Below are 24267 nucleotides of genomic sequence, written 5' to 3' on the forward strand. Positions count from 1 at the left end.
GAAAATCCGGTTCTTGGGCCGCGCCGTTATTCGGCGTTATATTCTCCTGACTGTCCCCCGCTTTTGTGCAACAGCCTGATGTTGTCGATCTGCATGCCGCGATCCACCGCCTTGCACATGTCATACAAGGTCAGGGCAGCGACGGACACAGCCGCCAACGCTTCTATTTCCACACCTGTTGCCCCCGTTGTTGTAACAACGGCGGTGATCACGACCTTGTCATTCCCGGCGGCAAAATCGACACTGATGCTGCTCAGGCTCAGCGGATGGCACAGCGGTATAAGATCGGCGGTTTTCTTGGCCGCCATAATGCCCGCTATGCGTGCTGTCGCGTAAACATCACCCTTGGGCATGTCTCCCGACTGGATCATGTCCAGTGTGCGAGATGCCATGAGGATTTCGCCGCATGCCACGGCCTTGCGCTGTGTCGCAGGCTTGGCGGAAACGTCCACCATCCGGGCATGGCCAGCCATGTCCAGATGTGTCAGCCGTGATTGTGTCATGTCAGTCCGTGCCCAGAAGCTTGCGCGCGGCCTCTCCGGGGTCGGGCTGGCGCAGCAGGGATTCCCCGACAAGGAAGCCGGTTACACCCTGAGCAGAAAGCTGTTCGATTTCAGCATGTGTCTTGATGCCGCTTTCCGAGACAATGATCCGGTCAGGCGGAACAAGCGGCGCAAGCTGGCTGGTGGTGTTAACATCTGTCACCAGCGTCTTGAGATTGCGGTTATTGATGCCGATCAGAAAGGTATCCAGCGCCAGAGCACGGTTGAGCTCGTCCTCATCATGCACTTCCACCAGAACATCCATGTCTAGCCCTTTGGCATGGTCCACCAGTTCCAGTGCTTTTTCGTCGCTCAAAATACCCATGATGAGCAAGATGCAGTCTGCGCCAATCAGGCGGCTTTCATAGACCTGCCATGGGTCAAGAATGAAATCTTTGCGCAGAACCGGCAGCGAGCAGGCTGCTCGTGCTGCAATCAGGTCATCATTTGAGCCATGAAAGCAGGAGCTTTCGGTCAGTACGGACAGGCAGGCCGCGCCCGCCCGTTCATAGCTGCGCGCGATCTGGGCCGGGTCGTAGTGTTCTTGCAGAATGCCCGCCGAAGGGGAGGCTTTCTTGATTTCGGCGATAAGCCCGACAGCACGGTCAGCAGCTTTTTCTTTCAGGGCACGTCCGAAGCCGCGAGGCGCGTCCTTCTGTTCCTGCACCTTGGCTGAAATTTCTTTCAGGGTCAGCAGGGTCGAGCGATGTTCTACTTCCAGTTTGGTTCTGGCACAGATACGGGCCAGAACGTCGGGGAGTTCATCAGCTCCAGCAGCGCAAACAGCGTCTGAAGGTGCAACCGTGGACGTGTTGGGTGTATCGCTCATGATTGTCCTGTTTATCTTTCGGGCCGGTCGGCAGGCCGGGCCGCCCGTAACCCCTCAAGAACCGCCAGAGCGGCCCCGTTATCCAGCGTGTGCGCGGCTTCCGCCACGCCGTCTTTTAGCGCGTGCGGGTTGATCTGCCCTTCCCGCACAAGGTTGATCCGTCCCGCGACATGCAGCGCACAGGCCGCATTGAGCAGGACGGTGTCTCGGTACGCGCCGTGCGCACCGCGCAACAGGGCATTAAGCGCCTGTGCATTCTGCTGTGCATTTCCACCTTGTATGGCACTCACAGGTGCGTATGCAAGCCCCGCCATTTCGGGCTCCACAACAAAGGAATGAATATGCCCGTTTTCAAGGGCTTCAACCTGTGTGGGGCCAGCCAGGGTCATTTCATCAATGCCGCCGTGGCCTATGCGCGGCAGGCCGCATACGGCCCATACCCGCTTGGACCCCAGCCTGCCCAGCACGTCCACGACAGGGCGTAGCCATGAGGGCGAAAAAACCCCCACCAACTGCTGCGTGACGCCTGCGGGATTTACCAGCGGGCCGACAAGGTTAAACAGCGTGGGCAGGCCCAGCGCTTTTCTGGCCTGTGCGGCATGGCGCATGGCCGGGTGATGGTTGGGGGCGGCAAGAAAAATGGCCCGGTGCGCCTGCATCTGGCGTTGCAATGCCGGGACTTCCGCCAGCAGCGGCACACCGAGTGCGCCCAGCACGTCTGATGCCCCGGACAGTGAGGAAACCGCCCGGTTTCCATGTTTGGCAACGGGAACACCAGCACCGGCCAGCACAAAAGCAACAGCCGTGGAGACGTTCAGCGTGCCGTAGTTATCGCCCCCAGTGCCGCAGACATCGACCGTATCGGACGGAAGGCCCGGCACGGCGTTCATGCGCTGACGCAGGGCCGTTACCGCGCCCAGAAGCTCATCTGGCGTTTCGCCCCGGACGCGTAGCGCCATCAGGAAAGCGGCAATCCGTTCAGATGAAACGGCGCCATCCATGATAATCCCAAACGCGCTTTCGGCCTGTGCGGCGCTGAGGGATTCGCGGCGGGTCAGGCGCTCAAGAACGGACGTAAACAGAGCATGACTATCGGCTGGTGTCTCAGTCAGGATGTCAGACATGAGCCTGTCCGGCATTCCATTCCCGGGCGATGGTCAGAAAATTACGGAGCAGATCATGTCCGTATTCGGAGGCAATGCTTTCTGGGTGGAACTGCACGCCCGAAATCGGAAATTCACGATGGCGTACACCCATGATCACGCCATCTTCTGTCCATGCGGTCACTTCCAGATGTGCTGGTATGCTGGCAGGCTCAAGTGTCAGGCTATGATAGCGTGTGGCCTTGAACGGGCTTGGAAGGCCCGCGAATACATCCTTGCCATCGTGATAGACCGGGCTGATCTTGCCGTGCATAGGCGTTGGCGCGCGCACAACCTCGGCACCGAAGACCTGCCCAATGGCCTGATGCCCGAGGCATACGCCGAATACCGGCACCTTTCCGGCTGCTGCGGCGATCAGGTCGCAGCAGATGCCCGCTTCGTTAGGGGAGCATGGGCCGGGAGAAAGGACGATAGCCTGCGGATTGAGTGCCAGAGCTTCATGGGCGCTCAGGGCGTCATTACGGACAACGTTACAGGTTTCCCCCAACTCGCCCAGATAGTGGACGAGATTGAAGGTAAAGCTATCGTAATTGTCGATCAGGAGGATCATGGTGAAATGATGGCCTTTTAAAGTGCCGCGGTCAATTAATGCGAAACGGACACGGTATTACCCCCTGCCCGCTTCTTCCCGAGCCTGCTCCATGGCGGTTTGAGCCGCACGGAAAACAGCCCGCGCCTTGTGCTGGGTTTCTTCGTATTCGCTTTCAGGCTGGCTGTCCGCAACGACGCCACAACCTGCCTGCACATGGATCATGCCGTCCTTGATAACGGCCATGCGTAGGCCGATGCAGGTGTCCATATCGCCCCCGGCCCCGAAATACCCGATGCAGCCTGCATAGGTGGCGCGGCGCGTGCGCTCGATTTCGTCAATGATTTCCATGGCGCGGATTTTGGGTGCCCCTGTCAGGGTGCCAGCCGGGAAAGCCGCTACGAGTGCGTCGAGTGCGTCAAGGTCAGGTCGCAGCGCTCCTTCCACATTGGAGGAGATGTGCATGACATGGCTGAACCGCTCGATAACGAACCGCTCCGTAACCGTGACAGAACCGGGCTGGCTGACCCTGCCCACATCGTTGCGGCCAAGGTCTATGAGCATCAGGTGCTCGGCTATTTCTTTTTCGTCGGCCAGCAGTTCCTGCTCAAGTTGCAGGTCTTCTTCCACTGTCTGCCCACGTGGGCGTGTGCCTGCCAGAGGCCGAACTGTCATTTTGCCTGCGCGCAGGCGCACCAGAATTTCAGGCGATGAGCCAACGAGGGCAAACCCGCCAAAATCAAGGTGGAACAGGAACGGAGCCGGGTTAATCCGCCGTAGTGCCCGGTAAAGGTCAAGCGACGGGAGTGGGAACGCCGTGGAAAAGCGCTGGCTGGGCACGACCTGAAAGGCATCGCCCGCCGCGATATAGTTCTGGATATGCCTGACGGCATCACAGAACTCATCACGGCTGAAGGTTGAAACCGGTTCACTGAAGGTCGGTATATTTTGTATTGCCTGCGTGGCGGGCAATGCGCCAGCCAGACAGGTGCGTGCGCGGGCCAGCAGAGCATGCGCACGATCCCATGCGATGCCTGCGCTTTCTCCTGCGGCCGGGCGCACGGGGGCCGCCAGAATGAGTTCGTCCGTGACCGTGTCAAAAACAGCGAACAGGCTGGGGCGCATCAGCACGGATTCAGGCAGATCCAGATCATCGGGTGGGGCATCTGGCAGGTGCTCCATCTGACGCACCATGTCGTAGCCCAGATAACCGAAAAGCCCTGCGATCATGGGCGGCAAGCCCGGCGGTAACGTCAGGCGCGTTTCCTGAATGAGCTGGCGCAGGCTGTCTAGCGGGCGTTCCAGTGGCGTGGTGTTATGGCCATCGGCCTCTATGTTCACGCGGCCACTATGGCAGGTCCAGATCAGATCTGGCAGGAGTGCGATAACGGAATAGCGGCCACGGGAGACCCCGCCCTCCACGCTTTCCAGCAGCAAGCTGTGTCGCTTTGCGCCAGTATGCAGGTGGGTGAGGCGCATATAGGCAGAAACCGGCGTAAGTAGGTCGGCGGCCTCAACCGAAAACACAACGGAAGCCTCACCATTCTGCCATGCCGCTTCGCATGCGGCGCGGGAGGGCGAGGCCGAGGAGTGCAGTTTTATGGTCATGGTGCGTTTCCGCCAAATCCAGCTTCCGACAGGGCGGCATTCACGCCCGCTTCGCTGATATGAGGTGGAGTGCGGCGCGCTAGAGCATTGATATAGCTTGCGGCAATATCTTCCCCCACGGCTTGTGAAAGGCCGGCGCGAAGCTTGCTGATGGCCTGCTCGGGGGCTGGTGGGTTCGGAACGAATACGCGTGTAACCACGGCAACAAAAAAGGCTTTGTCATCCTCGGCCATGAACGCCTGCCCCGGTTTCAGGGTGGGCAGAGCGGTCATGAGTTCGGCCGGAATATTTTTGTTGGGTGCTGCTAGAGCGAAAGAGGCACCGCGCGTGGTCTGCGCCCCAGCGATTGCGGTTGTCCCCAGAGCGCCCTTGGTTTTTGCTGCGGTGTAGAGACCCGTTGCAGCCAGATCAGCCGCATGGCGCCGGTTTTCTGCCTGCCATGCGGCGAGAACCTGCTCGCGCGCGTTTTCAAAGCTGAGGGGGGAGGATGGCTTGATCGTGTCCACCACAACAGCGAACCAGCTATTGCCAGGCCCTTGGGTCAGGAAGGGGGGTGCCCCTTCTTTCTGGGTGAAAATCTGGTGGATGATCGCCTCACGCACGCCGCCAGCGGCTGGAATCGGTGCGGGTGTGCCATCTGGGGTCAGGCCCTGCGCGCTGAGCGTGCCAGAAATGGCGGCAGCCCCCAGCGTATCGGGAATGGCGTCCAGCCCTTTGGCGGCAATCGCATCCTGTAGGGGGCGCAAACGCTCGCTGATAGCTGAATCGCTAACGGCCTTGCGGTATTCATCAAGAATTTGCCCGCGAGCGGTTTCGTAAGGAACGACCTGAGCTGCCGGTTTGATGTTCGATACACGAAAAACGGCCCAGCCAGATTCGGTCTTGAGCGGAGCGCTGACAGTCCCTGCCTGAGCGCTAAAAACGGCTTTGCGCAGGGTTTCGGACGGAATGGCGGCCGCGCGAGTGCCCGGCATATCCGCCGAGGCTGCTCCACCGGCTGCTTTTTGCGCGGCAGCCCAGTCGCCTGACGCCTGCCATGCCGTGCTGACGCTTTGCGCCTGTTCCTGAGAGGGGAAGGTAATGAGCTGCACATCGCGCGTTTCAGGCGTATTGAAACGGCTGGTTGGCTCATCATAAATCTGCCGGATCCGGTTTTCATCCAGCGTCAGGGTATCGGCTATGGTCTGGGGCGACAGAACGACAATGCGGGCATGGCGCATTTCTGGCACGCGGAACATCCACGGATGATTGGCGTAATACCGGCGCAGCACGGTTTCATCTGGTGTGGCCGGTGTTGGCTGTGCGGCAAACGGTATGCGGATGAAATCTACCACATGTGTGCGGGCGCCAAAGGCAATAAAGCGCTGTAGCATGGTGTCCGGTACGCTTGCCCCTTCGGTCATGGGGAGCAGCACCGCCCGCACAGTCAGATCATCACGGACAAGCTGGATAACGTGCTCTTCTGTGAGTTGGCGCTCGCGCAGGGTGGCGTTGAAAATGGCGCGGTCAAACTGACCGTTAGACCCTTTAAAATTGGGGAGCGAGAAGATTTCGTCGCGCACGGCTGTATTAGGAACAATCAGCCCCATTGTGCGTGCGGCTTCCAGCACCTCGGCCCGGCCGGTCAGGCGCTGGAGAATCTGCAACGTCATCTGACGACGCATGATGGGGGAAAGCTGCGAAGGATCGTTTACACCAGCCTGACGCGCGGCCGCAGGCAGTTCAGCCTGCAACGCGGAGGCAAGCGAGCCCGCCGTTACGGTCTGCTTCCCGACACGGGCAGCTACATCCTGCCCTTCGCCCGTATGGCTGATGACATCGCCCACGCCCCAGCCAACAAAGGCTATAAAGACAAAGGCGGCGGTCACACGACCCAACCACGATTCAACAAAAACTCGCCGCAGGTAGGAAATCATCGCCGTAAGTATCCGCCGCTTGTCAAACACTATGCCATTATCATATTCAGGCGCGGCACCATAAGCGCAGGCGTGGCGCTTGACCAGCCATAACCGTGGCGCAGGATATGGCGGTTGTGGTTTCCGGCCTGTTCTGTCAGGGATGTCCTGCGTGCAAAGACGCGCATTTGCACGCACGCTACAGGCGGACATAACGATGGATATGGCTGAAATTAACGCGTGATGGGGAGCAGGGTATGAGCAGGCAGATGATCGTCGGCAACTGGAAGATGAATGGCACACGCCAGGCCGCGCAGGCGCTGGTAGCAAGCCTTGTTGACCGCTTGCCGCAAGGTAGCGCTGATGTGGTGATCTGCCCGCCCTTTACGCAACTCGCCCCCGTGGCTGACAAGCTTGCCGCCTCCCCTATTGGTCTGGGTGCGCAGGACTGCCATCAGGCGGTTAGCGGCGCCTATACGGGTGATGTCTCGGCGGCCATGCTGGCTGATCTGGGTGTTGGGCATGTTATTCTGGGCCATTCCGAGCGGCGGCAGGGGCATGCCGAGCTTGATGAGACCGTGCGGGAGAAGGCTGTCGCGGCCATCCGTGCCGGGCTGGTGCCTGTCATCTGTATTGGTGAAACCGCCGAACAGCGTGATGCCGGGCAGCATGAAGATGTTCTGGGCTGGCAGATTGAAGGCTCTTTGCCCGAAGGTTTTGGCGGTGTTGTGGCGTATGAGCCGATCTGGGCCATTGGTTCGGGGCGTGCCGCGACAGAGGAGCAGATCGCCCAGACAATGGCTTTCTTGCGTGCTGAGCTGATTCGTCAGTTCGGAGAGACTGGAAAAGCTGTCAAAATCCTGTATGGAGGGTCCGTAAACGCGGGGAACGCGCCGTCCATCCTGTCCATTCCCGAGGTGGCGGGCGCTCTGGTTGGCGGTGCCAGCCTGGACGCGGATGCGTTTCTTTCCATTGTGGGCGCGGCTTCGGCCTCCTGACCCGCTGCACTGATCTGGAACCTGATATGACTACAGCCCTGCTGATCCTGCATTTCTGTGTCACTGTAGCTCTGATTGGCGTTGTGCTGATTCAGCGCAGCGAAGGGGGCGGTCTGGGCATTGGCAGCAGCCAGGGCATGGGGGCTTTCATGTCCGGTCGTGGCACAGCCAACCTGCTCACCCGTACCACGGCCGTTCTAGCTGGCCTGTTCATGCTGCTGTCTCTTACCCTCGCCCTTCTCTATCGTGGTGGCGTCAGTGGTGTCGGCCATGACATTCTGGCCCAGCCGCCGCAAGGCGCTGTTTCCGCTCCGCAGCCCGCGCCGGCAACGCCCAAGCCCTGAAGGCTTGTTCCGGTGCTCCACCTGCTGGCACGGGTGGAGTATAGTCTATCGGTTCTGGTCTCCGCGTGCCTTGGTGCATGTGGGGGCCCAACCTTGTTTGCCATTATCCACCCACTCCTGTCCGTGTAGGAAGTTCGCTCATGACACGCTTTGTCTTTATTACCGGTGGCGTGGTGTCCTCTCTGGGAAAAGGGATTGCATCCGCAGCACTGGGCGCCCTGCTTCAGGCGCGCGGCTATAAAGTGCGGCTGCGTAAGCTTGATCCCTACCTGAACGTGGACCCCGGCACCATGAGCCCTTACCAGCATGGTGAAGTGTTCGTGACGGAAGACGGCGCCGAAACCGATCTGGATCTGGGGCATTACGAGCGTTTTACCGGAGTGAACGCCAGCAAGGAGGATAATACCACCACCGGGCGGATCTATTCCGATGTGATCATGCGTGAGCGCCGGGGTGATTATCTGGGGGCGACCGTGCAGGTCATTCCCCATATTACCGATGCGATCAAGGACATTGTCGTTGCCAATACCGATGATCTGGACTTTGTTCTGGTCGAGATCGGTGGCACGGTAGGCGATATTGAAAGTCTACCCTTCCTTGAGGCTATCCGTCAGCTCCGTAATGATCTGGGCACTGATCAGACCATGGTCGTGCATCTGACGTTGCTGCCGTGGATTGCATCGGCTGGTGAGCTGAAAACCAAACCCACGCAGCATTCGGTCAAGGAATTGCAGAATGTGGGGATCCAGCCGCAAATTCTGCTTTGCCGCTGTGACAGGCCCATTCCCCCCACCGAGCGGCGTAAGATTGCGAGCTTCTGTAACGTGAGGCCCGAGGCGGTTATTGCCGCACGTGATGTGGATACGATTTATGCCTGCCCCCTCTCCTACCATGCTGAAGGCATGGATAACGAGGTGCTGCGCTATTTCGGCCTGCCGTATCAGGACGAGCCGGATCTCGAAAACTGGCGCCGTGTTGTCGATGCGATCCGCCATCCTGAAAGCGAAGTGCGTATTGCCGTTGTTGGCAAATACACGGCGCTACTCGATAGCTACAAATCGCTGAACGAAGCTCTCCTGCACGGGGGCATTGCCCACCGGGTGAAGGTGACCCTGCAGTGGATTGATTCTGAGAAAATCGAGAAAAACCCTTCCCTTCTTGAAGACACGCTGGCCGATATCAACGGTATTCTGGTGCCTGGTGGTTTTGGCGAGCGTGGTTCGCAGGGCAAGATCGAGGCCATACGCTTTGCGCGTGAAAAGGGTATTCCGTTCCTTGGTATCTGCTTTGGTATGCAGATGGCGGTTATTGAATGCGCCAGAAATCTTGCGGGCCTGCCGGATGCCTCTTCCACCGAGTTTGGGCGCACGGATGAACCTCTTGTCGGCCTGATGACCGAATGGGCTCGTGGTAACGAGCGCCTGCGCCGTAGCGAAGGTGGTGAACTGGGCGGCACCATGCGTCTGGGGGCATACCCGGCCACTCTGATCGCAGGCACACGGGCCGCAGAAGTATATGGGGTGACGGCTATTCGTGAGCGTCACCGTCACCGCTATGAGGTGAACATCCATTATCGTGAGCAGCTTGAAAAAACCGGGCTGAAGTTCTCCGGCCTGTCGCCAGACGGGATTTTGCCCGAGGTGATCGAATATACCGATCATCCGTGGTTTGTGGCCGTGCAGTATCATCCTGAGCTGAAATCGCGTCCGTTTGCACCGCATCCGCTGTTTGCTGGTTTTGTGGGGGCTGCTCTTAACAAGGCGCGTCTGGTATGACAGTCGCTGCTGCTCAGCCCGTCAAGGTCGGCAATCTGCTGATTGGCAACGATCAGCCTTTTGTGCTGATCGCTGGCCCCTGTCAGATTGAATCGGCAGCACATGCGCTGGAAACAGCAGCAGCCTTAAAAGAACAGTGCGAAAGCCTTGGGATCGGGCTGATCTATAAAAGCTCCTACGACAAGGCCAATCGTACCAGCCTGAACAGCCAGCGCGGGATTGGTTTGCGTGATGGGCTAGATATTCTGGCCCGTGTGCGCGAAACATATGGCATTCCGGTGCTGACGGATGTTCATGCACCAGAGCAATGCGCACAGGTTGCGCAGGCTGTTGATGTGTTACAGATTCCTGCCTTCCTGTGCAGGCAGACTGACCTACTGGTTGCGGCGGGTGAAACCGGTGCTGTCATCAATGTCAAAAAAGGTCAGTTTCTCGCCCCGTGGGACATGACCCACGTTGCTGCAAAAATTGCGGCAACAGGCAATCGCAACATCATGCTGTGCGAGCGCGGCACAAGCTTTGGTTACAACACGCTGGTTAATGACATGCGCGGTCTGCCGATTATGGCGCGAGATGGCTACCCGGTTGTGTTTGACGGAACGCACTCCGTGCAGCAGCCGGGTGGACTGGGCGGAGCTTCGGGCGGACAGCGTGAATTTGCGCCGGTTGTTGCGCGGGCCGCGCTGGCCGTTGGTGTAGCGGCATTATTTATCGAAACGCATCAGAACCCGGATCATGCTCCGAGTGATGGGCCGAACATGCTGCCACTCGCAGATATGCCCGGCTATCTGAAACGTTTCAAACAGATTGATGATCTGATCAAAAGCCAGACCTGAAGCGTTCATATTTTTTGGGTACATGCCCATATCACGGTCTTTAAAGCCCGCCTTTGTATCAAAAGGCGGGCTTTTTTTATTTTAAACGTCCAGATTGGCAACCTTGAGCGCATTGCCGACGATAAAGTCGCGACGCGGTTCCACAACATCGCCCATCAGGGTCGTAAAGACATCCCCGGCTTCTTCCAGATCGCCAACGCGAACCTGCAGCAGGGTGCGCATGGATGGGTCAAGCGTGGTTTCCCAAAGCTGCTCATCGTTCATTTCGCCCAACCCTTTGAAGCGGTTGATCGCCAGACCGCGTCGGCCCTGTGTCAGCAGGCGGGTAAAGAGTTCGGCGGGGCCAGCCAGAACGTGCTCGGCCGTTTCAGACTTCAGGCGTACGCCATTGGCAAAGTCTTCATGTAGTCTGGTGCTTTGTGCACTCAGCCAGCGGGCATCGGCACTGGCGAGGGCTGTCGGGTCGATGCGATACATTTCACCAACACCACGCACATTGCGGGCCAGTTCAAGCCCGTCAGTATTGGCAGTGACTTTCCAGCCTTTTTCACCCTCAGGGGAGGCTGTATCAAGCCGTTCCTGCAGAGTGGGGACACGGGCTTGCAGGATGGAAAGATCGGCGTTGAGCGCACCAGCCAGTGCGGCCTGTTCCACAATCCAGGCCGGGATACGGCCTGCAAGGCGGTGGATGACCTGACTGGCCTGCCGGATAAAGGGAATATCGGCTTCAAGCGTATCGCCGGCAACCGTGCGTCCGTTTGAGTAGATGAAGCTGAACCCGTTAAGCGCCTTGTCGAGCAGGTAGCGCTCAAGGGCGGCATCATCCTTCAGATAGGTTTCATCATTGCCGCGTTTGGCGCGGTAGAGTGGTGGCTGGGCGATATACAGATAGCCGCGCTCAATGAGTTCGGGCATCTGGCGGAAAAAGAAAGTCAGCAACAGCGTGCGGATATGAGAGCCATCCACGTCAGCGTCGGTCATGATGACGATGCGATGGTAGCGCAGTTTTTCAATGGAAAAACCGCCCTGCTCTGGCTCGCCTCGGCCAATGCCTGTACCCAGTGCTGTAATCAGGGTGCCGATTTCCGCCGAGCCGAGCATTCTGTCAAAACGGGCTCTTTCCACATTCAGGATCTTGCCCTTGAGGGGAAGAATAGCCTGAAAGCGTCTGTCACGGCCCTGTTTGGCCGTGCCGCCTGCGGAATCACCCTCAACCAGAAAAAGTTCGGCTTTGGAGGGGTCACGCGCCTGACAGTCAGCCAGTTTTCCCGGTAGGGAGGACACATCCAGCACGCCTTTGCGGCGGGTGAGTTCGCGGGCCTTACGAGCCGCTTCACGGGCTGAAGCGGCGTCCAGCACCTTGGAGATGACGGTCTTGGCTTCCTTGGGATGGGTTTCAAACCAGTGGCCGATAATATCCGCCACAGCAGCATGCACCACCGGCTGAACCTCGGAAGAAACCAGCTTGTCCTTGGTCTGTGACGAGAATTTGGGGTCCGGCACCTTGACCGATAACACGGCTGTCAGACCTTCACGCATGTCCTCGCCCTGCAGGGACTGCGCATCTTTTTTGGCAAGGCTTTCGGCATATTTTCCGACCACGCGGGTCAGAGCCTGCCGGAACCCGGCCAGATGGGCGCCACCATCGCGCTGGGGGATATTATTGGTAAAGCACAGCATGGTTTCGTGAAAGCTGTCGTTCCAGCTCAGAGCGAATTCCACCTTGATGCCGTTTTCGGGGTTTTCCAGACTGCCAGTAACGGGCGGCGTAATCAGCGATGTGCGCGAACGGTCGAGCCAGTTCACGAACGCTTCCAGCCCACCCTCATAATGGAAAATTTCCTCTCGTACGGTGGCGCCCCGTGCGTCCCGCAGGATGATTTCAAGCCCCGAATTCAGAAAAGCCAGCTCGCGCAGGCGGCGTTCCAGTATGGCAAAATCGAACTCGGTGCGCGGAAAGGTCTCGCCACTGGGTTTGAAGGTAACTTCCGTGCCGGTTTCTTCGCTGGATGCGCCCAGCGTTTCCAGTGGGGCTACGCGCTCACCGTGGGTGAAGCGAATGAAATGTTCCTGTCCATTACGCCAGATCCGCACATCCATCCATTCGGACAGGGCGTTGACCACAGCAGCGCCCACACCGTGCAGACCGCCGGAAACCTTGTAGGAGTTCTGGTTGAACTTGCCGCCCGCATGCAGGCGGGTCAGCACTACTTCCGCAGCGCTAATCCCTTCTTCGGGGTGCATGTCGGTGGGGATGCCGCGGCCGTTGTCACGCACGCTCACGCTGCCATCGGCGTTCAGTGTCAGAACACAGCGGGAGGCAAAGCCTGCCTGTGCTTCATCCACGGCGTTATCAATGATTTCAAAGGCCATGTGGTGCAGGCCGGAGCCATCGTCCGTGTCTCCGATATACATGCCCGGACGCTTACGAACCGCATCCAGCCCCTTCAGCACGGAGATCGAGGCAGCATCATAATCGTCCGAAACTGCTACTGGCATGGGCTGAGAGACATCTGACATAAGAACGGTACGCTCCGTAAGGAAAGAACAGAAACCTGCCAAATCTTATACCGCGCGCAGTCAGTGGCGACCAGCATATACGGCGTGTTTTTGTTCAGGATGGCAAAAAAGCGCTCTGTTGCAGAACGCAGAAACGGGCCTGTGATTTCAGGCTGGCAAATGGCTCTGCATCGGTGCCGGTCAGAATGACCGTTGTGCGGAATGTCCGCACGCTTTCCAGCAGGGTTTCGCGTCGGCCCGCATCAAGATGCACGAGTGGTTCATCCAGCAGCATAAGGGGGGCGGCATTGCGGCGGTCTTCAACCAGACGGGCATGTGCCAGAATAACCCCCAGCAACAGGGCTTTCTGCTGGCCTGTGCTGGCAAGGGCGGCCTGTTGGCCCGACTGAAAATCGGCCAGCAGGAAGTCGCTGCGGTGCGTGCCAAATGTCGTGCGGCCGCGTATGCGGTCTTGTTCTCGCAGGCTTTCCAGCCGGGCGCGCAACCACTCTTCTACCGCTAGGGCGGGCTGTTGCAGTAGCTTGTCGCTTACGGGGCAGTCCATGCGCACCTGTATGGCGGGGAAAGCGCCCAGTGCCGTGCTGGCGTAATGGGAGAGCAGATGCACCACATCATTACGCGCGGCGGCCACGGCTACGGCATGCTGCGCCATGGTGGCTTCCAGTGCGCTCAGCCACGATTGCTCGGTAAAGCGGGTTTGCAGCAAGCGGTTGCGTTGGCTCATGGCGCGGTCATAAGCCGCCAGTTCACGGGCATGCTGCGGCGTGACAGCAATAACCAGCCGATCCAGAAAGCGCCTGCGACCAGATGTTCCCTCGCTGAACAGGCGATCCATCTGCGGGGTAATCCATACGGCGGATGGCGTTTCTTCCCACCCGGCGGTACTGCGGCTCTGTCGGCCATTGAGCAGGAAGCTGCGGCGCGCACCCTCTGCCCCCGGCTGCGTGCCGGTGCCAATTTCAACCGGACAACCGTCAATTTCAAAACTGGCGGAAATACCCCATGCCTCGCTGCCATTACGGCCAAGCTGGGCCAGAGGGGCAGCGCGCAATCCGCGTCCGGGTGAGAGTAGGGAGATGGCTTCCAGCAGGTTGGTCTTGCCGCTGCCATTTGTGCCGGTCAGCACCAGAAGCGGGTTGTCGGGCTGCCAGATCAGGCGTTCGTAATTACGGAACTGCGTGAGCGTAAGCTTCAGGAGCCGTGGCATGGCCCAGCTTTTCTGCGGTGCTCTAATACAAACACGCCAGCCCACGCATGGTAAAGGAATGGGCTGGCGGTCATGTAAGGTAGGGTATTATGCGTTGTCAGAAGCTCACACGCGCATGGGCATGAGCACGTAAAGAGCCGCAGGGCTGTCTACATCCCGCACGATGGTGGGGGAAGCGCTATCCGCGAAAACGAACTCCACTTCCTTTTCAACCTGATCGGTTACATCATTGAGGTAGCGGGCCTGAAAGCCGATTTCTAGTGCTTCGGCCGTGTAGGCTATGCGGCTGTCGTCCAGCTCTTCCTTGGCGACGCCCTGCTCGGCGCTGGAGGCGGAAAGGGTCAGAAGGCCGGGTTCAAGTGCAAGTTTGACGGGGCGAGAACGCTCCTGACTAATAGCGGCCACACGCGCTACGGCATCGGAGAAGTCTTTTTTACCTACCCGCAGCACGCGGTTGTTGTTGCGCGGGATGACACGCTCGTATTCGGGGAATGTGCCGTCAATCAGCTTGGAGGTGAGGACAACCGCCCCGACCGTGAACTGGATGCGGGTTTCCGACAGGGCTACAGCAATTTCTTCCGGCGCTTCATCAATGAGCTTACGCAGTTCGCTTACGGTCTTGCGCGGGATGATAACCCCCGGGATACCCGCAGCCCCTGCGGGTAAGGGAGCCTGCACACGGGCCAGACGATGGCCATCGGTTGCGACCGCGCGTAGCAGGGCTTCGCCATCCACATCGGCTGCATGCAGGTAAATGCCGTTCAGGTAGTAACGGGTTTCTTCGGTCGAAATGGCAAAGCGCGTGCGGTCAATCAGGCTGCGCAGGGTAGCAGATGCGAGATTGAAGCTATGAGGGAAGTCTCCCGCGCCCATGGACGGAAAATCATCTACACCCAGTACGTTCAGGCGCGTGGCGTAGCGGCCGGCACGCAGATGAAGCTGACCGTCTTCACCGCTCTGATCCAGCTCAACAGCAACGCCATCGGGCAGCTTGCGTACGATTTCGTACAGAACGGCAGCAGGAGCGGTGGTGGCCCCTTCCCGGCTGACATCGGCCGGGACGTGTTCCACAACCTCGATTTCCATATCCGTCGCTTTAAGGCTGAGCCGCCCTTGTGCCGCCTGAATCAGGACATTGGCCAGAATGGGAATGGTGTTGCGCTTTTCTGCGACGCTCTGGATATGGGCCAATGCCTTGAGCAGCGTTGCGCGCTCCGCCGAAAATTTCATCTGGTTCTCGTTCCCTGCACATGGGCGCCCCCCTTGGCCGGGGGCGCGGCATCATCCCATAAAAAAGTAACAGTCGGCAATAATCAGTCAATCCCCCTGAGGGGGTTATGTTTTTTCAGCTTTCAAGCATCCTGCGCAGCAGTTCCACATCTTCAGCGAAGGCGGCATCGCGTTCCATCAGTTCGCTTACCCGGCTGACAGCGTGCATGACGGTTGTATGGTCACGATTGCCGAATTTGCGACCGATTTCAGGCAGGGAGCGGCTGGTGAGCTGCTTGGCCAGATACATGGCCACCTGACGCGGGCGGGCGACATTGCGTGCGCGTCGGGCGGAGGACATGTCCGTCAGGCGGATATTCCAGTGCTCGGCGACTTTTTTCTGGATTTCTTCAATGGTGACGCGCCGGTCATGCGCTTTGAGAATGTCATGAAGAACATCCTGCGTCGCTTCGAGTGTGACCGGACGACCGAACAGGTTAGCATGCGCGATCAACCGGTTGAGTGCACCTTCGAGTTCGCGCACGTTGGATGTGATCTTGTGCGCCAGGAATTCCAGAACCTTGGCAGGCACGACCACCCCGGATGTGGCGGCCTTGGATTCAAGAATGGAAATACGCAGTTCGAAGGTTGTAGCGTGAATATCCGCTACCATGCCGCAGCCCAGACGTGTGCGCAGACGATCTTCCAGCCCTGAAAGGTCTGAAGGCGATTTGTCGGCGGATACGACAATCTGGCGTCCAGCATCTACCAGCGCGTTAAACGTGTGGAAGAATTCTTCCTGCGTGTTGTCCTTGCCGATGAGGAACTGGAGGTCATCAATCATCAGCACGTCAACGGAGCGAAGCTGCTCCTTGAATTCGATGGTTGATTGCGAGCGGATTGCCGCGATGAAGCGGTACATGAATTTCTCGGCCGACATATAGGCCACAGAAACCTGCCCGGTCTTGAGGAGTTCCGAGCCAATCGCGTGCATCAGATGCGTTTTGCCCAGCCCGACCCCGCCGTAAAGGAACAGTGGATTGAACCCGGCACTGGAGGGTTTTTCCGCCACGCGTCGCGCACAGGCATAGGCGAACTCATTTGGCTTGCCCACCACGAAGGTATCAAAGGTAAAACGGCTGTCGAGCGCGGTTACCAGATCGCTGTTTCTATCGGGTACAGCCGGGCGCGTAGGGGCGCTTTCTTCGGCCTGAACAGGAGCGCTGGGACGGCTTGCTGGCGGTGTGGGGGCTACGGGGTCGCCTGCGCGGGCAACCTGTAGCTCAACCCGGCGCAGGAAGGGGACTTCCTGATGCCACAGGTCACTCAGCCGATCGCCATACTGGCTGCGCACCCAGTCGCGCAGGAAGCGGGTCGGTAGCAGCAGCGTGATTTCGTCATCATCGACAGGGCCAAGGGCAATTTTTGTCAGCCAGGTCCGGTATTCGACTTCACCGACCTCATCCTTCAGCCGGGCGCAGATACGCAGCCACGATTCCTCAAGTCCTTCACCATTGTGCAGTCCGGAAAAGGCGCTTTCGTCATCGTCCACCCCGATTGTCATTTTTGCTCCCGAGCGGTTAAGGGGCGCGAATCACGCGCGTATTCAAAGGTGATAGAACGCGCCGGTTGCGGCGCGGTGTTCAGGTCAGCGGTTTATGGGGGCTATATGCCAGCGCGGCGATGCCAGCGCGGTCTGCCTCCGCAACCGAAAAAACATTCGACCAGAATAGGCGGCAGCGTCCTGCCCGGCAACGAAAAACTAACCCTTGCGGGGGAATTCGCTCTGGGGTGCTGGAGAAAAAACAAAGCCGAATCATCTGGCGATGATTCGGCTTTGCTGTGCATCTCAAGCGTGCCGGCCTTTTGGCCCGCCGTGAGGTCTCAGGCGGTTGCCAGAGCCTTCACGCGAGCGGACAGGCGGGAAATCTTGCGAGCCACGGTGTTGTGATGAACGACACCCTTGGTGGCAGCGCGCTGGATTTCAGGCTGAGCAACGCGCAGGGCTTCACGTGCGCCGTCGTGATCGCCAGCAGCAATTGCTGTTTCGACCTTCTTGATGAAGGTACGCATGCGGGATTTGCGGGCCGTGTTGCGTGCAGTCCGCTTCGCGGTCTGCCGGATGCGCTTACGCGCCGAAGCGATGTTCGCCATGTGTTTCTGTTCTGTCCAGCACTGATATAAAAGAAGGCGGCCAACATGTCGGCCACAAGAGTAAGCGGGTCTGTAATGCAGGCAGGCATGTCACGTCAAGCACGTTCGGTGTCTGCGGGCACTTTCATCCGTTTTTCTGATGGAGCGGGCAGTAAAAGCTCGAACGTCCTGATTGGGTCATACGCTGAACGCCTGCGCAGGCAGGTGGGCCGGGGCAACGTGGGCAGGGTTCGCCTTCCCGTCCGTATACCCGCCATGCGTGCTGGAAATACCCCATATCTCCTTCCGGGCGGACATAATCGCGCAGGCTGGAGCCGCCAGCCTCCACGGCTTCGTGCAGGACAGCACGGATGGCCTTGACCAACCTGCCCGCCGCAGGGCGTGTCAGGGCTTGCGCGGGGCATGCTGGGTGCAGGTCTGCCCGATATAGGGCTTCGGCTACGTAGATGTTGCCGAGACCCGCGACGATTTTCTGGTCCAGCAGCACGGATTTGAGGGGAGCTTTGCGGCCTGCGCAGGCGTTCAGCAGGGCTGTGGTAGTGAAATCTGGCCCCAGAGGCTCCGGCCCCATGCCGCGTAGCAGGGGGTGTGTATCTTCAACGGCGGTTTCAACGAGACCCAGCGCACCAAAGCGGCGGGGATCGACATAAGCGACACGGTCTCCCTCACGCATGAGAAAGGTCACATGCTCGTGTGGTGCGGGGGTGGATTCAGAATCGAGAACGATCTTACCGGACATGCCCAGATGCAGCAGGATCGACACCTCGCCCGATAGGCGGACAAGAATATACTTTCCCCGTCGTCGGAAGCCCAGAATGCAGCGACCGCTGACTGTTTGCGAAAAATTGGCGGGAATCCGCCATCTCAGGTCATGACGATGGACGGTGGCGTGATGGATGACACGGTTTTGCAGCGCATTGGACATGCCGCGCATCACCGTTTCGACTTCAGGGAGTTCCGGCATGGCTGCAAAGCAGGGTATAGAGGAAACCCATGACCGACAACACTCATGCGCCCTCCCCTGTTTCTGCCGACGTAACGCCGGAAGAAACAGATTTTGGCTTCCGCTCCGTCAGGAAGGAAGAGAAGAAAAACCTCGTTCGCTCCGTGTTTGACAGCGTTGCTGGTAAGTACGATGTGATGAACGACATCATGTCCCTCGGTATTCACCGGGTCTGGAAGCGGATTTTCGTGACCGAACTGGGTCCGCAACCCGGCCTGCGCCTGCTTGATCTGGCTGGCGGCACGGGTGACATCACCTTTGGGTGGCTTAAAGGCGGTGGCGGCCCCGCCATCATGACCGACATTAACAACAGCATGCTGTCCGTTGGGCGTGACCGGGCCATTAATCAGGGTCTTGTGTCCGATCTGTCTTTCTGCGTGGTGGATGCTGAAGCCATTCCCCTGCGCGATATGTCGGTGGACCGGGTATCCATTGCTTTCGGCCTGCGCAACTGCACCGACAAAATGGCCGTTATACGCGAGGCCCGGCGTGTTCTGCGCCCCGGTGGGCGTTTCATGTGTCTGGAGTTCTCCAAGGTGCAGGTGGCGGCACTGGCACCCATTTACGATGCGTGGTCCTTCAAGGTGCTGCCTGCCATGGGCGGTATGGTCGCGAAGGACAGGGAAAGCTATCAGTATCTGGCTGAAAGCATTCGCATGTTCCCCGATCAGGAGACACTGGCGAGCATGTTCCGCGAGGCCGGGCTGTCCCATGTACGGTATCAGTCGCTTTCCGGCGGGATTGCGGCCATCCACTCAGGCTGGCGTATCTGACAGCCCATGACACGGCCTGATATGCCCCGTTCCGTTCTGCTTGTTATCAGCGGCAGTATTGCCGCCTACAAGGCTCCTGAACTGATCCGCCTGCTTCAGGCCGAGGGCATGCGGGTACGCTGTGTGCTGAGCAAGGGGGGCGGACAGTTCGTTACCCCGCTGACCCTTCAGGCGCTGACGGGAGCTGCCGTTGCGCAGGATCTGTTTTCCCTGACAGAAGAGCAGGAAATGGGGCATATCGCTCTGTCCCGCTGGGCGGATCTGGTGTTGGTTTGTCCGGCATCGGCCAATTTGCTGGCCCGGATGGCTGGCGGGCTGGCTGAGGATCTGGCCAGCACGCTGCTGCTGGCGACAGATGCCCCGGTTATGGTGGCCCCTGCCATGAATGTCAGGATGTGGGAGCACCCCGCAACCCGCCATAACATGGCGCTACTGGCCGAGCGCGGGGTGGAAGTCCTTCCGCCCGACACGGGAGACATGGCGTGCGGTGAATTTGGCGCAGGCCGCCTGCCCTCACCCGTAGCCATACGGGATGCGGTGTTGGCCTTTTTCCTGCGCGCGGCGCGCGAAAATGGCCCTCTTTCAGGGCTGCGTGCGCTGGTGACGGCTGGCCCCACGCATGAACCACTCGACCCGGTGCGTTATCTGGCCAATCGGTCATCTGGTCGTCAGGGTTACGCCATAGCTCAGGCACTGGCTGCGCTGGGGGCGGATGTAACGCTGGTTAGTGGGCCAGTTACGCTTGCAGCACCTGCGGCTATCCGCCTTGTGCGGTGCGAGACGGCGCAGGAAATGCAGGCTCATGTCATGCAGGCCCTGCCTTGCGATGTTGCCGTGTGTACGGCCGCTGTGGCGGACTGGCGACCGGAAACGGAGGCCAGTCAGAAAATCAAGAAAACCGCCGATATGCGCGCTCCCGCTCTGACACTAGTGCCCAATCCAGATATTCTTGCCCAGCTTTGCGGCCATGCAACGGCCAGACCGGGGCTGGTCATAGGTTTTGCTGCCGAGACGGAAACTGTTGAAGCGCATGCACAGGCCAAGCGCCTGCGCAAAGGCTGTGATTGGCTGGTAGCCAATGATGTCAGCCCCCAGACCGGTATCATGGGGGGGGAAGAGAACGAAGTCCTGCTGATTACCCCAGATGGCACGGAAACATGGCCCCGTATGAGCAAGCAGGAAGTGGCCGCGCAACTGGCTGAACGGGTGGCGCGCTGGTGGTCTGCCCGCCCGGCCCGGCCTCTATGAAATTTTATGAATAACAGGAACGATCAGTTATGCCTCTTTCCGGCAACAATGTGACCGGCACAGGAAACAACGTGCGTGTGCAGGTTCAGCGCCTGTCTCATGGGTATGCGACTGCAGGGGCGGCAGGCATGGATTTTCTGGCTGCCGTGGAGCAGACGGTGGTGATCGAGCCGGGTGCTCGCGCTCTGGTGCCCACAGGGCTGAAAATCGCCCTGCCAGCGGGTTATGAACTTCAGGTGCGCCCGCGCTCGGGGCTAGCGCTCAAGCACGGTATTGTCCTGCCCAACGCTCCGGGTACGATTGACGAGGATTACCGTGGAGAAATTGGTATTATTGTCATCAATGCCGGCGCGGAGCCTTTTATAGTAGAGCGCGGTATGCGGATTGCCCAAGGGGTGGTTGCTCCTGTTGTGCGGGCTATCTGGAGCGAATGCGCCAGCCTGGATAAAACCACACGCGGCGCAGGTGGGTTTGGCAGTACGGGAACGCGCACTTCATGAATGACCGGCAGCAGGGTTTTCCATCACAACCGGAGCTGTTTTCGTCGCTGGCCCAGCGTTACGTAAACAGTGCGGATGTTCTGCTGCTTGTCTGTGTGGCGGCCTGCGCGATTGCCGCAGGGGCTGCTGTGCGCCATATGCTTGGCCCGCTGGCAGCTGTAACGGCGACCCCTGTTCACCTTGAGTTCAGTTACCTACCCGGCTACGCGCTGCGCACGACATTGCGTATGTTTGCCGCTTTGGGTGTGTCGCTGGTTTTTACTTTCTGTTACGCAACGCTGGCGGCGCGGAGCGCGCGGGCACGGCAGGTGCTCATCCCTTTGCTGGATGTGTTGCAATCTGTGCCAATCCTCGGCTTTCTGGCGTTTACGGTCACGTTCTTCCTTGCTCTGTTTCCCGGGCGTATTCTGGGAGGAGAGCTTGCGGCCATTTTTACCATATTCACCAGTCAGGCATGGAACATGACCTTGGGCATGTATCAGAGCCTGCGCACGGTGCCATCCGAGCTTGATGAAGCAGCGCGTTGCTTTGGGCTGACATCGTGGCAGAAGTTCTGGCGACTGGATGTGCCCTGTGCGGTGCCCTCGCTGGTGTGGAACGCCATGATGTCCATGGCGGGTGGCTGGTTCATGGTTGTGTATTCCGAAAGCATATCCGTGGGGAGCACCGAAGTCGTGCTGCCGGGCATTGGCTCCTATGTGGGGCGGGCGATCGACCAGAAAGACATCGCGGCCATCGGGGCGGCTATCGCGGCCATGATGGGGGTGATCTTGCTGTATGATCAGCTTCTGTTTCGTCCTCTGGCCGCATGGGCTACGCGCTTCCGGCTGGGGGGAGCAGATGCGGGTGTGCAGGTTGTCGAGCCATGGTTTTTGCGATTTTTGCGCCGCACACGGCTGATCCGTACATTTGGGGATGCCCTGTTTCTTGCCGCCCGGAAAGTCAGCTATCTCAAGCTCGGACGCCCTGTCGGGGTGACCTCTCCCCCCTCGCCCACAGGCCATGTCGCTTCGGATTGGTTGTGGCGGAGTTTTCTGGGGACGGTTTTCCTTGCCGCTCTGTTTCTTGTTGGCCGTTATACATACGAAACCTACGCAATGTCGGAAGTGGGCCATGTGTTCATGCTGGGTGGCATTACCATGCTGCGGGTCATGAGCATGCTGGTTCTGGCTTCGGTTATCTGGGTGCCGCTGGGCGTGTGGCTGGGGCTCGACCCTGTGCGGGCGCGGCGGGCACAACTGGCGGCACAATATTGCGCGGCGTTCCCGGCAAACCTGTTCTTCCCCGTTTTTGTGGTGGGCATTGTCCATTTTAATCTGGTGCCGGATGTGTGGCTGACCCCGCTCATGATTTTGGGGGCTCAGTGGTATATTCTGTTCAATGTCATTGCCGGGGCTTCATCCCTTCCGGCGGAATTGCTGGAAGTCTGCCGGAGCCTGAACGTGCGTGGCTGGTTCTGGTGGCGCAAGGTTCTGCTGCCCGGTATCATGCCCTATTATCTGGTTGGGGCGGTTGCCGCAGCCGGGGGAGCATGGAACGCGGCCATTGCTTCTGAAATGGCAGAATGGGGTAACGTGACGCTCGTAGCACATGGGCTGGGAGCCTATATTGCTCAGGCAACCCTGCGGGGCGACATTAACCAGATTGGGCTTGGCACGGTTATCATGTGCGTGCTGGTCATGCTGCTGAACACACTGTTCTGGCGGCCGTTGTCCGATTTCGCGGCGCGGCGCCTCAAACTCAACTGACCGGATCGTACATGCCATGGAGTTTCTGACCCAACCCAGCCATGCCATGCCAGAAGGAACGGTTCTGGCGGAAGCCCGGCATGTCAGGCAGTTTTACCATAAGGACAGCGCAGCAGACGTGCAGGTGCTGGACGATGTAAACCTGTCGCTCCATGCGGGGGAAATCGTAGGGCTTTTAGGGCGTTCCGGCTCTGGTAAATCGACTCTTTTGCGTATTCTGGCGGGCCTGCTCCCCCCGACCTCGGGCGAGGTGCTGTGGAAGGGGCAGAAGCTAAACGGCCCCATTAACGAAATTGCCGTTGTGTTTCAGTCTTTCGCCCTGTTCCCATGGATGACGGTTGAAGAAAATGTAGCCCTTGGGCTGGACGCCAATGGTGTGCCTGCGGCAGAGCGCGATGTGCTGGTCGAAAACGCGATCAGCCTTATCGGGCTGGGTGGGTATGAAAACGCATGGCCCAAGGAACTGTCGGGCGGCATGCAGCAGCGTGTCGGGCTGGCCCGTGCGCTGGTGGTGCGCCCTGCCCTGCTGTTGATGGATGAGCCTTTTTCCGCCCTTGATGTCCTGACGGCCGAAAACCTGCGCACGGATCTGATCGAGCTGTGGTCGGAAAAAAAGCTGCCAGTCCAGAGCATGCTGATTGTGACGCATAATATCGAAGAAGCAGTTCTGATGTGCGACCGCATCGTGATTGCGTCATCCAATCCGGGGCGGGTGGCGCATGTGCTGCATGTTCCCTTCGCGCACCCCCGTAACCGCGAAGACCCCGCTTTTCGCCAGTTGGTCGACCATATCTATGCGTTGATGACGCAGCGGGCGCCTATTATTTCCGAAGCGGATCTGGCTGGCGGTGGACAGGCTGTCACACTGGCACCATCTTTCCGCGCGCTGGTACCGGTTTCTATCACCATGATGATCGGGATGATGGAGGCGCTGGCGGCCTCCCCCCTGAATGGGCGGGCCGATTTGCCAGTGCTGGCTGAAAAACTTCAGCTTGAACTGGATGATTTGTTTCCCTTGGGCGAATCACTGGAGCTTCTGGCTCTGGCAGAACTGGAAGACGGCGACATTCTGCTGACCAATGAGGGTGTGCATTTTGTTCTGAGCGATCTGGAGGAACGCAAGGCCATTATGGGCCATGCGTTGCGGCATTATGTACCGCTGGTCAAAACAATCTGCTCGACGCTGGATGAACGGCCAAGCCATGCCGTTAAGGCCGAACGTTTCCGGGATGAGTTGGAGGCCTGCATGTCGCCTGATTATGCACGGCAGACCCTACAGACCATTATCGGCTGGGCGCGTTTTGCTGAACTGTTTGATTATGATGAGGAAAGCGACCGCTTTTTCCTCGAGGATGACGCCGGGGAATAGCCACCCGTCGGCTGACG

Annotated in this window: 21 protein-coding genes; 9 read left to right on the forward strand and 12 right to left on the reverse strand. The window is 59.0% G+C overall.

From position 1 onward, the window contains the following. Positions 1–26: 26 nt before the first annotated feature. The 6 genes from moaC to J2D75_RS03265 are packed head-to-tail and all read right to left on the reverse strand — an operon-like array spanning position 27 to position 6587. Entirely contained in the window at positions 27–503 is a 477-nt protein-coding gene (moaC, locus tag J2D75_RS03240; RefSeq protein WP_207852606.1) for a cyclic pyranopterin monophosphate synthase MoaC, read from the reverse strand. A 1-nt stretch (position 504) separates the two neighbouring features. Next, complete coding sequence (trpC, locus tag J2D75_RS03245; protein WP_207852608.1) at positions 505–1371, reverse strand: indole-3-glycerol phosphate synthase TrpC; 867 nt, start codon at positions 1369–1371, stop codon at positions 505–507. A gap of 11 nt (positions 1372–1382) precedes the next feature. Then, positions 1383–2495 (reverse strand): anthranilate phosphoribosyltransferase, encoded by a 1113-nt coding sequence (trpD, locus tag J2D75_RS03250; protein WP_207852609.1) that lies wholly within the window; start codon positions 2493–2495, stop codon positions 1383–1385. Further along, complete coding sequence (locus tag J2D75_RS03255; RefSeq protein ID WP_207852611.1) at positions 2488–3084, reverse strand: anthranilate synthase component II; 597 nt, start codon at positions 3082–3084, stop codon at positions 2488–2490. The genes trpD and J2D75_RS03255 overlap by 8 nt, the downstream gene beginning before the upstream one ends. A gap of 57 nt (positions 3085–3141) precedes the next feature. Then, the gene (trpE, locus tag J2D75_RS03260) at positions 3142–4671 is read right to left on the reverse strand and encodes an anthranilate synthase component I (RefSeq protein WP_207852613.1); all 1530 of its coding nucleotides are present in this window, start codon (positions 4669–4671) and stop codon (positions 3142–3144) included. Further along, a complete protein-coding gene (locus J2D75_RS03265) occupies positions 4668–6587 on the reverse strand; it encodes a peptidylprolyl isomerase (protein WP_207852615.1) in 1920 nt (639 codons plus the stop codon). Before J2D75_RS03265 ends, trpE begins: the two co-directional genes overlap by 4 nt. A gap of 236 nt (positions 6588–6823) precedes the next feature. On the opposite strand from J2D75_RS03265, the gene tpiA reads away from it, so the two are divergent. The 4 genes from tpiA to kdsA all read left to right on the forward strand — a co-directional run bounded on the left by tpiA (position 6824) and on the right by kdsA (position 10519). Continuing rightward, positions 6824–7564 carry a triose-phosphate isomerase gene (gene tpiA, locus J2D75_RS03270; protein WP_207852617.1) on the forward strand — a complete coding sequence of 247 codons (741 nt, stop codon included), beginning with the start codon at positions 6824–6826 and terminating at the stop codon, positions 7562–7564. A gap of 26 nt (positions 7565–7590) precedes the next feature. Further along, positions 7591–7908 carry a preprotein translocase subunit SecG gene (gene secG / locus J2D75_RS03275; protein WP_207852618.1) on the forward strand — a complete coding sequence of 106 codons (318 nt, stop codon included), beginning with the start codon at positions 7591–7593 and terminating at the stop codon, positions 7906–7908. A 140-nt stretch (positions 7909–8048) separates the two neighbouring features. Continuing rightward, on the forward strand, positions 8049–9683 hold the full coding sequence (locus J2D75_RS03280; protein WP_207852620.1) for a CTP synthase: 1635 nt from the start codon (positions 8049–8051) through the stop codon (positions 9681–9683). After that, on the forward strand, positions 9680–10519 hold the full coding sequence (gene kdsA, locus J2D75_RS03285; RefSeq protein WP_207852622.1) for a 3-deoxy-8-phosphooctulonate synthase: 840 nt from the start codon (positions 9680–9682) through the stop codon (positions 10517–10519). Before J2D75_RS03280 ends, kdsA begins: the two co-directional genes overlap by 4 nt. An 81-nt stretch (positions 10520–10600) precedes the next feature. Here kdsA and gyrB read toward each other — a convergent pair whose 3' ends face one another. The 6 genes from gyrB to mutM all read right to left on the reverse strand — a co-directional run bounded on the left by gyrB (position 10601) and on the right by mutM (position 18573). Next, positions 10601–13039, reverse strand: a complete 2439-nt coding sequence (gyrB, locus tag J2D75_RS03290; protein ID WP_207852624.1) for a DNA topoisomerase (ATP-hydrolyzing) subunit B — start codon at positions 13037–13039, stop codon at positions 10601–10603. 94 nt (positions 13040–13133) lie between these two features. Continuing rightward, positions 13134–14246 carry a DNA replication/repair protein RecF gene (gene recF, locus J2D75_RS03295; protein ID WP_207852628.1) on the reverse strand — a complete coding sequence of 371 codons (1113 nt, stop codon included), beginning with the start codon at positions 14244–14246 and terminating at the stop codon, positions 13134–13136. A gap of 105 nt (positions 14247–14351) precedes the next feature. Beyond that, the gene (dnaN, locus tag J2D75_RS03300) at positions 14352–15476 is read right to left on the reverse strand and encodes a DNA polymerase III subunit beta (protein WP_207852630.1); all 1125 of its coding nucleotides are present in this window, start codon (positions 15474–15476) and stop codon (positions 14352–14354) included. A gap of 115 nt (positions 15477–15591) precedes the next feature. Continuing rightward, positions 15592–17019, reverse strand: coding sequence for a chromosomal replication initiator protein DnaA (gene dnaA / locus J2D75_RS03305; RefSeq protein WP_207852632.1), 1428 nt, complete (start codon positions 17017–17019; stop codon positions 15592–15594). A gap of 320 nt (positions 17020–17339) precedes the next feature. Beyond that, the gene (gene rpsT, locus J2D75_RS03310) at positions 17340–17609 is read right to left on the reverse strand and encodes a 30S ribosomal protein S20 (RefSeq protein ID WP_207852635.1); all 270 of its coding nucleotides are present in this window, start codon (positions 17607–17609) and stop codon (positions 17340–17342) included. Positions 17610–17733: 124 nt separating this feature from the next. After that, the gene (gene mutM / locus J2D75_RS03315) at positions 17734–18573 is read right to left on the reverse strand and encodes a bifunctional DNA-formamidopyrimidine glycosylase/DNA-(apurinic or apyrimidinic site) lyase (protein ID WP_207852637.1); all 840 of its coding nucleotides are present in this window, start codon (positions 18571–18573) and stop codon (positions 17734–17736) included. A 29-nt stretch (positions 18574–18602) separates the two neighbouring features. Here mutM and J2D75_RS03320 point away from each other — a divergent pair, with 29 nt between their 5' ends. From J2D75_RS03320 to J2D75_RS03340, 5 genes are read left to right on the forward strand one after another with little or no spacing between them, the layout of a single operon-like run. After that, on the forward strand, positions 18603–19385 hold the full coding sequence (locus tag J2D75_RS03320; RefSeq protein ID WP_207852639.1) for a class I SAM-dependent methyltransferase: 783 nt from the start codon (positions 18603–18605) through the stop codon (positions 19383–19385). Positions 19386–19391: 6 nt separating this feature from the next. Further along, the gene (gene coaBC / locus J2D75_RS03325; protein WP_207852641.1) at positions 19392–20633 is read left to right on the forward strand and encodes a bifunctional phosphopantothenoylcysteine decarboxylase/phosphopantothenate--cysteine ligase CoaBC; all 1242 of its coding nucleotides are present in this window, start codon (positions 19392–19394) and stop codon (positions 20631–20633) included. Between the two features lie 29 nt (positions 20634–20662). Next, positions 20663–21133, forward strand: coding sequence for a dUTP diphosphatase (gene dut, locus J2D75_RS03330; RefSeq protein WP_207852643.1), 471 nt, complete (start codon positions 20663–20665; stop codon positions 21131–21133). Continuing rightward, positions 21130–22881: an ABC transporter permease gene (locus tag J2D75_RS03335; RefSeq protein WP_207852645.1), complete on the forward strand. Its 1752-nt coding sequence runs from the start codon at positions 21130–21132 to the stop codon at positions 22879–22881. Before dut ends, J2D75_RS03335 begins: the two co-directional genes overlap by 4 nt. A 46-nt stretch (positions 22882–22927) precedes the next feature. Beyond that, on the forward strand, positions 22928–24250 hold the full coding sequence (locus tag J2D75_RS03340) for an ABC transporter ATP-binding protein (protein WP_243428470.1): 1323 nt from the start codon (positions 22928–22930) through the stop codon (positions 24248–24250). Positions 24251–24267: the final 17 nt, after the last annotated feature.

Source organism: Acetobacter suratthaniensis, from assembly GCF_017377745.1.
Lineage (GTDB): Bacteria > Pseudomonadota > Alphaproteobacteria > Acetobacterales > Acetobacteraceae > Acetobacter > Acetobacter suratthaniensis.

What these genes read in the sequence shown, in the direction of transcription:
- trpE (WP_207852613.1), bottom strand. Translation starts at nt 4,671, where the DNA reads ATGACCATAAAACTGCACTCCTCGGCCTCGCCCTCCCGCGCCGCATGC.
- coaBC (WP_207852641.1), top strand. Translation starts at nt 19,392, where the DNA reads ATGACACGGCCTGATATGCCCCGTTCCGTTCTGCTTGTTATCAGCGGC.
- rpsT (WP_207852635.1), bottom strand. Translation starts at nt 17,609, where the DNA reads ATGGCGAACATCGCTTCGGCGCGTAAGCGCATCCGGCAGACCGCGAAG.
- J2D75_RS03320 (WP_207852639.1), top strand. Translation starts at nt 18,603, where the DNA reads ATGACCGACAACACTCATGCGCCCTCCCCTGTTTCTGCCGACGTAACG.
- trpC (WP_207852608.1), bottom strand. Translation starts at nt 1,371, where the DNA reads ATGAGCGATACACCCAACACGTCCACGGTTGCACCTTCAGACGCTGTT.
- tpiA (WP_207852617.1), top strand. Translation starts at nt 6,824, where the DNA reads ATGAGCAGGCAGATGATCGTCGGCAACTGGAAGATGAATGGCACACGC.
- J2D75_RS03255 (WP_207852611.1), bottom strand. Translation starts at nt 3,084, where the DNA reads ATGATCCTCCTGATCGACAATTACGATAGCTTTACCTTCAATCTCGTC.
- dnaA (WP_207852632.1), bottom strand. Translation starts at nt 17,019, where the DNA reads ATGACAATCGGGGTGGACGATGACGAAAGCGCCTTTTCCGGACTGCAC.
- J2D75_RS03335 (WP_207852645.1), top strand. Translation starts at nt 21,130, where the DNA reads ATGAATGACCGGCAGCAGGGTTTTCCATCACAACCGGAGCTGTTTTCG.
- dnaN (WP_207852630.1), bottom strand. Translation starts at nt 15,476, where the DNA reads ATGAAATTTTCGGCGGAGCGCGCAACGCTGCTCAAGGCATTGGCCCAT.
- J2D75_RS03280 (WP_207852620.1), top strand. Translation starts at nt 8,049, where the DNA reads ATGACACGCTTTGTCTTTATTACCGGTGGCGTGGTGTCCTCTCTGGGA.
- trpD (WP_207852609.1), bottom strand. Translation starts at nt 2,495, where the DNA reads ATGTCTGACATCCTGACTGAGACACCAGCCGATAGTCATGCTCTGTTT.
- moaC (WP_207852606.1), bottom strand. Translation starts at nt 503, where the DNA reads ATGACACAATCACGGCTGACACATCTGGACATGGCTGGCCATGCCCGG.
- J2D75_RS03340 (WP_243428470.1), top strand. Translation starts at nt 22,928, where the DNA reads ATGCCAGAAGGAACGGTTCTGGCGGAAGCCCGGCATGTCAGGCAGTTT.
- gyrB (WP_207852624.1), bottom strand. Translation starts at nt 13,039, where the DNA reads ATGTCAGATGTCTCTCAGCCCATGCCAGTAGCAGTTTCGGACGATTAT.
- J2D75_RS03265 (WP_207852615.1), bottom strand. Translation starts at nt 6,587, where the DNA reads ATGATTTCCTACCTGCGGCGAGTTTTTGTTGAATCGTGGTTGGGTCGT.
- dut (WP_207852643.1), top strand. Translation starts at nt 20,663, where the DNA reads ATGCCTCTTTCCGGCAACAATGTGACCGGCACAGGAAACAACGTGCGT.
- kdsA (WP_207852622.1), top strand. Translation starts at nt 9,680, where the DNA reads ATGACAGTCGCTGCTGCTCAGCCCGTCAAGGTCGGCAATCTGCTGATT.
- recF (WP_207852628.1), bottom strand. Translation starts at nt 14,246, where the DNA reads ATGCCACGGCTCCTGAAGCTTACGCTCACGCAGTTCCGTAATTACGAA.
- secG (WP_207852618.1), top strand. Translation starts at nt 7,591, where the DNA reads ATGACTACAGCCCTGCTGATCCTGCATTTCTGTGTCACTGTAGCTCTG.
- mutM (WP_207852637.1), bottom strand. Translation starts at nt 18,573, where the DNA reads ATGCCGGAACTCCCTGAAGTCGAAACGGTGATGCGCGGCATGTCCAAT.